The following is a 12,719-nucleotide window of genomic DNA, read 5'->3' on the forward strand; positions in this document are numbered from 1 at the left end:
CCTCATAAAAAACTTTTAGCTTTTAGCTTTTCCATTTTAACTTTTTAATTATCTTTGCAGCCAATTTCAGGTTAACCTCTGGCGAAAATCGTGAATGTTGTTCTGAATCAACCATTTATAAAAATATATAAAGATGGAATCTTTAGTAAAATTTGTACAAGACGAATTTGTAACAAAAAAAGACTTACCAGAATTTAGCGCTGGTGATACTATTACTGTTTATTACGAAATTAAAGAAGGTAATAAAACAAGAACGCAGTTTTTTAGAGGAGTTGTAATACAACGAAGAGGATCTGGTAGTTCTGAAACCTTTACAATTAGAAAAATGTCAGGTTCAATTGGTGTAGAACGTATCTTCCCTGTTAATTTACCTGCATTACAAAAAATAGAAGTTAATAAACGTGGTAAGGTACGTAGAGCACGTATTTATTACTTTAGAGGTCTTACTGGTAAAAAAGCTAGAATTAAAGAGCAAAGACGCTAGTAAAACATTACTATTAAACAATTACAAAAGCTTTGATTTTCATCAAAGCTTTTTTTGTTATTAACTTTTGTTAATAACTACGGTTCATAAATAGTTGATATCTAACATCTTAAAAAATTTGTTTTTTTAAAGAGTGGTTATATATTAGCAAAAGAAATAGCAACAAAATCTCTAACCGAGTTGTTTCATTTTAAAAATTGAACTAGTGTTATTTCTTAATAAGGTAACGTTCTTTATAATAATTGTTTTTTGAGGTTTTAAAGAATCATGTGTAGGCATGTGAACTGAAAAACCATGATGTTACAAAAAAGTACCACATACGCAAGTAGGTGATAACTAATGTAGCAGAAAGCTTAAAGCAACTGGAGTGAAAGCAAAAGTTGTAAACAAAGCAATACTATTAACAAGCTAGACGTGCAAACGAAAAGTGAGATTAATGGTATCAAGAAAAACAATTAATCGAAACAGTTAGTAATAGGTCAATACATTTTGAAAATTATTACTGTTTCACTTGAAATAACAATACTGAAATTGAAATACTTGATGAAAATTCAAGTTGGTTTAGTATCACTACTAAAATAGATAGCAGTAATGTTGTTTCATAGAAAGCCATATCAAGGGAGATTAAATTCTGCAGTGATATGGCTTTTGTTTTTTTAGCTCATTTATTCCTTTTATTGCAAAATTCTTATTGGTAAACCACTTTTTTATAATTCTAATAAATTTAACTGTTTTATTAGTTTTCATTTAACATTTTGGTAATAATGAATGGCTATTTTTGTATATTCGCATCGCTAAAAACAAATCTTCATATTTTATCTAGTTTTTAGTTTTAAATAATTCAATAAAAACTTGACACTAATGTCTAAAATAATTTACACCAAAACTGATGAAGCTCCGGCTTTAGCAACTCGATCTTTTCTACCAATAGTTCAGGCTTTTGTAAAGTCTTCTGGAATTAACATTGAAACCAAAGACATCTCTTTAGCTGCCAGAATTTTAGCTGTATTTCCAGATTTTTTAAATGATAACCAAAAAGTTTCAGATGATTTGGCTTTACTAGGAGAATTAGCTAAAAAGCCAGAGGCTAATATTGTTAAACTCCCTAACATTAGTGCCTCTATCCCACAGTTAAAAGATGCTATAAAAGAGCTTCAAGCTAACGGTTTTGCTATTCCAGATTACCCTAACGAGCCAAAAAATGATACTGAAAAAGATATAAAAGCTCGCTACGATAAAATTAAAGGAAGTGCTGTAAACCCTATATTAAGAGAAGGTAACTCAGACAGACGCGCACCAAAAGCCGTTAAAAATTATGCTAAAAAGAACCCGCATTCTATGGGAGCATGGACTGCAGATTCTAAAACGCATGTAGCTACCATGCAAGACAATGATTTTGCTCACAATGAAAAATCAGTTACACTTCCTGAAGCTACAAATATTAAAATAGTTCATACCGATACATCTGGTAACACTACCATTTTAAAGGATAGTTTCCACATTTTAAAAGATGAAATTATTGATGCCACAGTAATGAACAAAAAAGCATTAGTTGCTTTTTTAGAAAAACAAGTAGCCGATGCTAATGAAAAAGGTATCTTATTTTCATTACATATGAAAGGTACCATGATGAAAGTAAGTGATCCTATTATTTTTGGACACGCTGTAAAAGCTTACTTTAAAGATGTATTTAAAAAACACGGTGAAACTCTAGAGAAAATAGGCGTAAATGTAAATTCGGGCTTAGGTAATTTACTTGAGCGTATTAATGAGTTACCAGCAGATAAAAAAGCTGAAATTGAAGCCGATATTGAAGCTACCTATAAAAATGGACCAGATATTGCCATGGTAAATTCAGATAAAGGCATTACCAATTTACACGTACCAAGTGATGTAATTATTGATGCATCTATGCCTGCTATGATACGTAATTCTGGCAAAATGTGGAACGCTAAAGGTGAATTACAAGACACTAAAGCGGTTATTCCAGATAGTAGTTATGCTGGTGTTTATGCTACAACTATAGATTTTTGTAAAGAGCATGGTGCTTTTGATCCTACCACAATGGGTACTGTACCAAATGTTGGTTTAATGGCTCAAAAAGCTGAAGAATATGGCTCTCACGACAAAACTTTCGAAATTCCATCAAATGGAACAGTAGATGTTATTGATGATAACGGAAATACATTAATGAGCCATACCGTTGAAACTGGTGATATTTGGAGAATGTGTCAAGCAAAAGATGCTCCTATTCAAGACTGGGTTAAACTTGCTGTTACACGTGCTAGAGCTTCAAAAATACCAACTATTTTCTGGTTAGATGAAAATAGAGCTCATGATAGAGAACTAATAAAAAAAGTAAATACCTACCTAAAAGACCACGATACCGAAGGTTTAGACATAAGAATTTTATCTCCTATTGAGGCTACACGCTTAACTTGTGAAAGATTAAAAGATGGGCTAGACACTATTTCTGTAACAGGTAATGTTTTACGTGATTATTTAACAGATTTATTTCCAATTTTAGAAGTTGGAACTAGCGCTAAAATGCTATCTATTGTACCATTAATGAATGGTGGTGGTTTATTTGAAACTGGCGCTGGTGGTTCTGCTCCTAAACACGTTCAGCAATTATTAGAAGAAAACCACTTACGTTGGGATTCGTTAGGAGAATTTTTAGCCTTGGCTGTTTCTTTAGATTATTTTTCGCAAGTAAACAACAATCCAAAAGCAAAAATTTTAGGTGATGCTCTTGATGATGCTACCGAAAAATTATTAGAAAATAAAAAAGGCCCTTCAAGAAAAGCTGGTGAATTAGATAATAGAGGAAGTCATTTTTATCTTGCTTTATATTGGGCACAAGAGTTAGCAAATCAAGACAAAGATTTAGAGCTTAAAGAAGAATTTAAACCTATAGCTGATGCTCTTGCTAAAAATGAAGAAACCATTGTAAATGAATTAAACAGTATTCAAGGAAAACCTGCTGATATTGGAGGTTATTATTTCCCTAATGAAGATTTAGCTAATAAAGTTATGAGACCTAGCAAAACCTTCAACAGTATATTAAATTAATTCTATAAAATAATAACTTAATAAAAGCTCCTATTAAAGGAGCTTTTTTTATTTTTATAAAAAATTGTTAATCTACATGCCAAACCTTCGGTTCTGTTTTCTTTTATTTTATTTTTTAGTTTTCAGTAAAGGTATTGCTCAAGAAAAATTCACCCTTAGCGGTGTTATCACCGAAGAAAAAAGTAACGAAACACTTATTGGGGTAAACATTATATTTCCTAGTCTACAAACAGGTACTACTACCAACGAGTATGGATTTTACTCCATCACCTTACCAAAAGGCACCTATTCTGTTGTTATAAGTTATTTAGGGTATTCTACCATAACTGAAACTGTAGAACTTACAAGCAACATTACTAAAAATTTTAGTTTGGTTAATTCTCTTGAAAATTTAGACGAAGTTGTTATAACAGAGAACATAGAGAAATTAAGCATAAAAAAACCTCAAATGAGTGTTAATAAGCTTACTGCTTCAACCATAAAAGAAATTCCCGTGGTACTTGGTGAATCTGATATTATAAAAGCCATAACACTTTTACCTGGTGTTACCAGTACCGGCGAAGGCACATCAGGATTTAACGTTAGAGGTGGTGCTGCAGACCAAAATTTAATTCTGTTAGACGAAGCAACCATTTATAATTCTTCGCATTTATTTGGGCTATTTTCGGTTTTCAATCCAGATGCTATAAAGGACCTTCGCTTATATAAAGGGGGGATTCCTGCAAGATACGGAGGACGTGTATCTTCTGTTTTAGACATTTATCAAAAAGAAGGAAACAGCAAACAGTTTCATATGAATGGAGGTATTGGGCTTGTTTCTAGTAGACTGCTAACAGAAGGCCCTTTAAAAAAAGATAAAGGCTCTTTTCTTTTGGGAGGAAGATCCAGTTATGCACACTTATTTTTACCGCTTTTTGATATTAATAATATTGCTTATTTCTATGATTTAAACACCAAACTGAGTTATAAAATAAATTCTAAAAACAACATTTATCTGTCGGGTTATTTTGGGAGAGACGTTTTTAGAATTGAAGATACTTTTGAAAACACCTACGGAAACTCCGTTTTAAATTTTAGATGGAATCATCTGTTTTCAGACAAACTTTTTTCTAATTTATCTTTTATATATTCCGATTACTATTATGATTTAAAACTAAGTTTTGTTGAATTTGATTGGAAATCAGGAATACAAAATTTTAACTTAAAATACGATTTTAAACATTACTTAACAAACAACCTAAAATTACAATATGGCTTAAATAGTGTGTATTACAAATTTAATCCAGGAGAAATTAACCCCACAACAGAAACATCGGGCATAAATAAATTTAAACTAATAGATAAATACGCTTTTGAAAACGCTTTATATGTTGATGCAGAACATAACCTTTCAAATAACTTATCAATATCGTATGGCGTAAGGTTAAGTTCTTTTTTAAGACTAGGGCAAAATGAACTAAATATTTATGAAAACAACCAAGCTGTTGTTTTTAATGATGACTTTCAAATTTATGAAAAAGCAGATCCTATTGATACAAAAACTTATAAACGAAGCGATGTTATTGCTAGCTTTATAAATCTAGAACCTAGATTTTCTTTAGCATATCAATTAGACTCTAATAGCTCTATAAAAACAAGCTATAATAAAATGAATCAGTATTTACATCTGCTATCAAACACCAATGCACCTACCCCACTAGATATTTGGACTCCTAGCGGAAAATATGTAAAACCACAATCCTTACATCAAGTTGCAATAGGTTATTTTAAAAATTTTAAAGACAATAAATACTCATTAGAGGTTGAAAGCTTTTATAAAACCATTAAAAATAGAATAGATTATATTGATGGAGCCGATTTAATTGCCAATAATGCTATTGAACAAGTAATTTTAAATGGAAAAGCACGTGCTTATGGTTTAGAGCTACTCTTAAGAAAAAACGAAGGCAGATTAAAAGGATGGTTAGCCTATACGCTTTCAAAATCAGAACAACAAACAAAAGGACGAACAGCAAACGAAACAGGTATTAATAATGGTAATTGGTACAAAACACCTTATGACAAAACACATGATATATCAATAACCACAAGCTATAATTGGAATAACAGACTTAGCGTGAATGCTAATTTTTTGTTTCAAACTGGGCAACCCGTAACATATCCTAATGGACAATATGAATACAATGGTCTTCATATTCCTAATTATGGAGCAAGAAACGAAAACAGACTACCTGCTTATAACAGATTAGATGTTTCACTAAAATACATCCCAAAACAGAAAAAAGAAAGAAAATGGTCTAGCCACTGGGTATTTAGTATCTATAATGTTTACAACAGAAAAAATGCCGCGTCAATCACTTTTGGCCAAAATAATGATACTGGTTTAAACGAAGCTACAAGATTAGCTATTTTTGGAATTGTACCATCAATATCTTATAATTTTAAACTCTAATGATAAAAAAATTTATATTAATAATCATATTTGGATTTCTATCAACATCATGCGAAGATGTAATTGATGTTGATTTAGAAACTGCTGATCCTAGATTGGTTATAGATGCTTCATTAAGTTGGGTTAAAGGTACACAAGGCAATCTACAAGTAATAAAACTAACACTTACAGCCCCATTTTTTGATGACACAATACCTCCTGCAAACGGAGCTACAGTAACTGTTGAAGATTCAAATAACAATATCTTCACCTTTATAGAACAAGATAATTCTGGTGTTTATTTAAACAATACATTTATTCCAGAAATAAATGGTGTATACAACCTAACTATTATCTATGAAAACGAAGTTTACACAGCCACTGAAACTTTAATTCCTGTAACAAGTATTGATTTTGTTGAACAGAACAACAATGGGGGTTTTTCGGGTGATGAAATTGAAATAAAAGCCTATTATACAGATCCTGAAGATGAAGAAAACTATTATTTATTTCAATTTGTTAATAATCAGTACATAACTACTTTAGAAGTTTATGATGATGAATTTAATAATGGAAATCAAATTTTTGGATACTACTCTCATGAAGATTTAAAATCTTCAGATCAGCTAACTATTAAAATCTCTGGAATATCAGAACAACATTACGAGTTTTTTAATATTTTACTACAACAAAGAGATGATGAATCTGGAGACCCTTTTGAAACCCAACCAGCAACTATTCGTGGTAATTGTGTTAATCAAACCAACCCAGACAACTATCCATTAGGATATTTTAGAGTTACTGAAACAGATGTTTTTACTTATACAGTCCAATAAAATAATGTATTTTTAAAGCATGAGTTTTACAAAAATAACAGAGCAAGATTCATACTACAATCACCTCGAAAAAATGAGCGTTGGTGAGTTACTTTATAACATTAATAAAGAAGATAAAACAGTTCCGTTGGCAGTTGAAAAAGCGCTGCCACAAATTGAAGCTTTAATACATGAAATTGTCCCCAAATTAAAAGCTGGAGGCAGATTATTTTATCTTGGAGCTGGCACAAGCGGTAGACTAGGTATTGTAGATGCTTCTGAGTGCCCCCCAACTTTTGGTGTACCTCACAATTTAGTAATAGGTTTAATTGCTGGAGGTGATACTGCTATAAGAAAAGCTGTAGAGTTTGCCGAAGATTCTACCACTCAAGGTTGGGAAGATTTAAAAAAACATCAAGTTTCTAATAAAGATGTTGTAGTTGGTATTGCAGCATCTGGAACAACACCTTACGTTATAAGTGCCCTAAAAGCTTGTAATGAAAACAATATTATTACCGGTTGTATTACCTGTAATCATAGAAGTCCACTATCTCAAACAGCTATGTATCCTATAGAAGTTATTGTGGGGCCAGAGTTTGTTACAGGCAGTTCTAGAATGAAAGCAGGTACCGCCCAAAAGTTAGTGCTGAACATGATTACTACCGCTACAATGATTCAACTAGGCCGTGTTAAAGGAAATAAAATGGTTGATATGCAACTAAGCAATAACAAACTAGTTGATAGAGGAACTAAAATGATAATGAATGAATTAAATATTGCTGAAAAGGAAGCACAAAATTTATTAGATGAATTTGGTAGTGTACGTTTGGCCATTAAAAATTATAAAAAATGAAAGAAAACAAAACTGATAAAAAAGAACTTATTAAAGGTATTAAAATAATGGTGTTTTCATTAGGTAGTTTGTTTATTGGGCCAATTATTTTAAGTTTTGCTTATAGCAAACCAGATGACCCACTTTATTTACCCATGTTAATTTTAGGATGTGCTATAAGTGCTATGGCCGTTTTCTTAATTTTTAGAGGTATAAAAACCATAATGGGTAGTATGTTTAAAAAGAAGTAAAAATTCCTTTTTTTATTAAGCAAAAGTATTGGGTGTAGTTGGGTTGTACCCAAAATCTTCGTCGTTAAAATCAATATTTAAACCATTTAAAATATAATTTATAATAGCGTAATGATGAATAGTGTGGCTATTTGCATGAGCCAACAAAGCGCCATAAGTATAAGGTATTTCTATTTTCCCCATTCCTAAGTCATCAATTACACACACAGTTTCTTTAATTTTAAAATTTACTGAATTTAGTTTTTTTATAATTTCTTCTAAATAACGCTGTGCACAACTACAATTAGTTTCTATTTCTTTATTCCTACCTCGATCCGTTAAATCTATCTTATTATCAGCATTGAGGTTAAAAATACAATTATAAAAATCAAGTATATGCCTAATATGAGTTCCTATACTAGAATGATAAGGTGGAACTGACACATTACATAATTGCGCATCTGTTAGAACACTCAATAAAGCATATGATTTTTGCAAGGTTTTTAAAGTAGATTGTTTAATTATACTCATATCCCCCTAAAATATAAAAATAATTTAAAGCATACTTCTCTATTTATACACTTTAAGGTTTTTTATTCAATACCAGCTAATTTACCACAAAACAATAAAAACACAAATAACTCACATACAATAAGTTAAATAACAATGTTACATATATTGTATAGTTTGAAACATATGTTTTATAGGCTTGTTTTATTTCAATATAGTTTTACTTCAACTAAAAAAAGAAACTAAAAGTTTATTTAACATTCTAAACAATTAATATTTAAACACTTTAATTATGAAAACTACAAAAACCCCTTTCAACCTAAAAAAATTTATTTACGTTTTAATCTTTCCATTAGTTATTGGAACGTATGGTTGTTCAAATAATGATGATGGTGATGATAATCCCACAGGCGTTTGTAATGAAGTAATTTCCTCAGCTACTAAATTTTCAAATGCATTAACAAGTTATCAACAAAACCCCTCAGAAACTACATGTAACAATTTAAAAAACACAGCCTTAGACTATATTGAAGCTTTACAAGATTGCCAAAAATATACAGAACAATATGGTGATTTAGAAGAAGCAGCCGAAGGTTATAGAAATTTAGATTGTTCTGAAATTTAAAAGTGGAGAGTTATAAGATACAACCCCATTTATTATCCATAAAATCTATTAATATTTAAAAATAAAAACAATGAAAAAATTTAATTACAGTCTAGTAACGGCATTAATCGTTATGTTTTCTTTAAATGCATCTGCCCAAACCGAAACCAAATTAGGTGGTTTCTTAGCCTATGGTACAGAAATTGAGAATTTAGGTATAGGTGCCAATGCCGAATTTCCTATTATGGAAAAACTAACCATTTCTCCTGCATTCATTTTCTACCTACCTAAAGACGAAAGCGGTATTAAAATAAACTGGTTTGAGGTTAACGCCAATGCCAATTATTATTTTTTAGCCGAAGATAATCTAGATATATACGGTATTGCCGGACTAAACTATTCCAGTGTTAAAGTAAAATACGATGGTAGCTATGGTTTTGGCGATTTTTCTGCTAGCGATGGGCGTTTTGGCCTTAACATTGGTGGTGGTGCTAACTTTAACCTTAACGGAAGCATTACTCCTTTTGCAGAATTAAAATATGTAATTATTGATGAAGGCCAACTAGTTATTGCTGGTGGTGTTAAGTTTAATATTTAAGAGTTAATATACCTTTTTTGCCTCATTTTATTAACCTACATAGAAAACCCAATCAAAATATTAAAAAATACTGATAAAATAATCTAAAATAAAAGCAGACAAACTTAAAAAATTTTTCTGCTTTTATTAATTATCGTTTAATTCGTTTAAAACCAATCGCAACTCGCCATAACTATATTTATCATCCAATTGATGTTTTAAATCTGAAAGGTTTTCAAAAGTTTTGGTTGGAATAATCTGCTTTAGTTCTTCATAATGTTGTTTAGGCATTAAATTGGTAATTTTTACTTCTCCGGTAGAAATAAAACTAGCTAGATGTCCAAAAATAGTATTTTCATTAAGTTCTCGTAAGTCTGCTATTTCTTTAATGGTCTTACCTGATTGAAATAATTTTAACGATTCCTTTTTGGTATCGCCTCGTTTTCTTTTAGGTTGGCTTGGTTCAAATAATTCAATTTTATTGGATACTTCAATATCATGTTCATCACAGTAGGCCCTAATTACCTTTAAAATGGCAGAACCATACTTTTCTACCCGTGTTTTTCCCATGCCATTAACATTAAGCAATTCTTCTTTATTGGTTGGCAAGGTTTCACACATTTCATAAAGTGATTTTTGAGAAAATATTTGATAATGAATTAAGTCTTTCTGTTTAGCAATATCATTACGTAATATGCGCAACTTTTCAAACAACTCCACATTACTGGTTCCATCTATAACTGTTTTTCTAGATTTTTTAGGTTTATCTTTCCCTGTAAACACAGCCTTAGCTCGTAATTCTAAAAATTCTTTAGTATTAAAACCACTTACCAGTTCCCTAAAATATAGTTCTTTAACGGTTAGTAAATCTTCTAGAGCATCTAAATGTTTTGTTATCTCCTCTCCTACAGCTTGATTATCGGTGGTAAATGAGAAGGTTTTTAACGGCTCTAAAATCTTAGTTTCAGTTTCTTCTTTAAAATAAGCTATTGCCTTTTTAAAACGCTCTTGAATAATGGTACTTTCTTCTGCTAAATTTTCAGTTTTTGAAAGTTGTTTTAGTTGAATATTAAAGCTATTAGCTACTTTTAAGAAATGAGTAAGCGTATCTTTTATAGGAACAAAAACGCCTTCTATTGAACCTTCAATAATAGTTCTATTTTTATAATAAATATCTAAAATACGGTTAACAGGGTAAAGAGATAGATAAAAATCAAACACTTCTGCTATTAAATCTAATTGAAATTTTTTTTGTGAAGCCTTTAATACTTCATCATTTGGAGCATTTTTTTCTGCATCTCTGTTAAAGGCTATCACATTACTGTCATTTATAATTTGATTGGAATGTATTTTACTTTTTAAAACTAAACCATCTAAAGATTTACAACGACTTAAAGCCACATAAGTTTGACCATGAGCAAATGCGCCATCTGCATCAATAATGGCTTTTTCAAAAGTTAAACCCTGACTTTTATGAATAGTTATTGCCCAAGCTAAACGCAGTGGTATTTGAGTAAAAGAGCCTAATTTTTCTTCGGTAATAGCTTTACTATCTGCATCTACAGTATAATTAATATTCTCCCAAATTTCAGGAGTTACATTTATATTAAAATCATCTCCCGGAGAATGCACAATAACTTCATCCTTATCTAAATGAATAACCTCTCCTATTTTCCCATTAAAATAACGTTTTTCTAGGCTACTATCATTTTTTACAAACATAACCTGTGCTCCTACTTTAAGTTCTAAATTTTCTTTAGTTGGGTAAGCATACTCTGGGAATTTCCCATCAATTTCAGCATGGAAATTAAATATCTTTCCTTTTAGATTATTTAATTCTTTGTAATTAGATGCTTCTGCTTTGTTGTTATGAGTAGTTAAACTAATATAACCTTCACCAGGTTTTGGTTTAAAGTCTGGTATAAAACGTTTATTTAATTCTTCTGCAGCTAATGCACTTAATTTATTATTTCTAATTTCATTAAGAATTTGAATAAATTTAGGATTCTCTTGTCTATAGATATGTTTTAATTCAATAGTAACTGCATTACTTTGCTGAAATGATAAACTACTAAAAAAGAATATATTTTTATAAGTATGTTTAAGTAACTCCCATTCCTGTTCTTTAATAACTGGCGATAATTGTTGCAAATCTCCTATCATTAACACCTGTACTCCCCCAAACACTTTATTCCGATTTCTAAAACGACGAAGTGTCTTATCAATTCCATCTAATAAATCGGCTCTAACCATACTTATTTCGTCAATAACCAATAAATCCATCGACCTAATAATGTTTATTTTGGTTTTGCTAAATTTTCTATTGAATGTTTTAGAAGCATTTAAATCGTTATCAGGTAAAATTGGGCCGAAAGGCATTTGAAAAAAAGAATGTATTGTAACACCTTTAGCATTTATAGCTGCAACACCAGTTGGAGCAACTACAACCATACGCTTTAAAGATTTCATTCTTAATTTATGCAAAAAAGTGGTTTTACCAGTACCTGCTTTACCAGTTAAAAAAATATTTCTATTGGTGTTATTTACAAAATTCCAAGCAAGATCAAGTTCTTTATTTATCTTCATAAGTCATTTTCAGAAATCATTTACAGATGAAGCATCAAGATAATAAAATAGGCTCTTTTTAGTATACTAATTTGAGGTAAAAACAAAAAAAAACCCTTCATAATAATATGAAGGGTTTCAAAAAAAGGCGATGACCTACTCTCCCACAAACGTAGTACCATCGGCGCTAATGGGCTTAACTTCTCTGTTCGGAATGGTAAGAGGTGAGCCCCATTGCTATAACCACCTTAAACTGTTGGTTGTTAATTTGTAGTTTTTGGTTGTTGTATCTTTTTCCAACTAATAACTATCAACTATCAACCGCGCTACTTGCGCAAATATCTTAACATATTGAAAAAAATGACATGAATATGATTTCTACTCTTATAAAAAAACAGGCGTACAATAAGCCTATGGGTTATTAGTACTACTCGGCTATGACATTACTGCCTTTACACCTATAGCCTATCAACGTGGTCATCTCCCACGACCCTTTAAAGAAATCTCATCTTGTGGTGGGTTTCGCGCTTATATGCTTTCAGCGCTTATCCCTTCCAAACGTAGCTACTCTGCAATGCTCCTGGCGGAACAACAGATAC

At 31.0% G+C, this 12,719-nt stretch carries 10 protein-coding genes and 2 rRNA genes (1 of these 12 running past the window's edge); 8 read left to right on the plus strand and 4 right to left on the minus strand.

The window, feature by feature from the left end; translation table 11 throughout:
* The first annotated feature begins 133 nt into the window (after positions 1-133).
* From rplS to BWZ22_RS00585, 6 genes are all read left to right on the plus strand, one after another.
* Positions 134-484 (plus strand): 50S ribosomal protein L19, encoded by a 351-nt coding sequence (gene rplS / locus BWZ22_RS00560; protein ID WP_076697135.1) that lies wholly within the window; start codon positions 134-136, stop codon positions 482-484.
* A gap of 861 nt (positions 485-1,345) precedes the next feature.
* Entirely contained in the window at positions 1,346-3,556 is a 2,211-nt protein-coding gene (locus tag BWZ22_RS00565) for an NADP-dependent isocitrate dehydrogenase (RefSeq protein WP_076697138.1), read from the plus strand.
* 76 nt (positions 3,557-3,632) lie between these two features.
* Positions 3,633-6,008, plus strand: a complete 2,376-nt coding sequence (locus BWZ22_RS00570) for a TonB-dependent receptor (RefSeq protein ID WP_076697140.1) — start codon at positions 3,633-3,635, stop codon at positions 6,006-6,008.
* On the plus strand, positions 6,008-6,823 hold the full coding sequence (locus BWZ22_RS00575) for a DUF4249 domain-containing protein (RefSeq protein ID WP_076697143.1): 816 nt from the start codon (positions 6,008-6,010) through the stop codon (positions 6,821-6,823). Before BWZ22_RS00570 ends, BWZ22_RS00575 begins: the two co-directional genes overlap by 1 nt.
* 19 nt (positions 6,824-6,842) lie before the next feature.
* On the plus strand, positions 6,843-7,655 hold the full coding sequence (gene murQ, locus BWZ22_RS00580; protein WP_076697145.1) for an N-acetylmuramic acid 6-phosphate etherase: 813 nt from the start codon (positions 6,843-6,845) through the stop codon (positions 7,653-7,655).
* Positions 7,652-7,885, plus strand: a complete 234-nt coding sequence (locus tag BWZ22_RS00585; RefSeq protein WP_076697148.1) for a DUF6095 family protein — start codon at positions 7,652-7,654, stop codon at positions 7,883-7,885. The genes murQ and BWZ22_RS00585 overlap by 4 nt, the downstream gene beginning before the upstream one ends.
* Positions 7,886-7,900: 15 nt before the next feature.
* Here the strand turns inward: BWZ22_RS00585 and BWZ22_RS00590 are convergent, their stop codons facing one another.
* Positions 7,901-8,395 (minus strand): DinB family protein, encoded by a 495-nt coding sequence (locus tag BWZ22_RS00590; protein ID WP_076697150.1) that lies wholly within the window; start codon positions 8,393-8,395, stop codon positions 7,901-7,903.
* 271 nt (positions 8,396-8,666) lie between these two features.
* Between BWZ22_RS00590 and BWZ22_RS00595 the strand changes: the two genes are divergently transcribed.
* Positions 8,667-8,999, plus strand: a complete 333-nt coding sequence (locus tag BWZ22_RS00595; protein WP_076697153.1) for a hypothetical protein — start codon at positions 8,667-8,669, stop codon at positions 8,997-8,999.
* Between the two features lie 70 nt (positions 9,000-9,069).
* Positions 9,070-9,576, plus strand: a complete 507-nt coding sequence (locus tag BWZ22_RS00600; RefSeq protein WP_076697155.1) for an outer membrane protein — start codon at positions 9,070-9,072, stop codon at positions 9,574-9,576.
* A 126-nt stretch (positions 9,577-9,702) separates the two neighbouring features.
* Here BWZ22_RS00600 and BWZ22_RS00605 read toward each other — a convergent pair whose 3' ends face one another.
* The 3 genes from BWZ22_RS00605 to BWZ22_RS00615 form a co-directional block, all read right to left on the minus strand.
* A complete protein-coding gene (locus BWZ22_RS00605) occupies positions 9,703-12,141 on the minus strand; it encodes a helix-turn-helix domain-containing protein (protein ID WP_076697158.1) in 2,439 nt (812 codons plus the stop codon).
* 122 nt (positions 12,142-12,263) lie between these two features.
* Positions 12,264-12,371: ribosomal RNA gene (gene rrf / locus BWZ22_RS00610) — 5S ribosomal RNA — on the minus strand.
* 150 nt (positions 12,372-12,521) lie between these two features.
* Positions 12,522-12,719 (minus strand): 23S ribosomal RNA (locus BWZ22_RS00615) (it continues 2,620 nt past the right edge of the window).

The organism is Seonamhaeicola sp. S2-3, assembly GCF_001971785.1.
In the GTDB taxonomy this organism is placed as follows: domain Bacteria; phylum Bacteroidota; class Bacteroidia; order Flavobacteriales; family Flavobacteriaceae; genus Seonamhaeicola.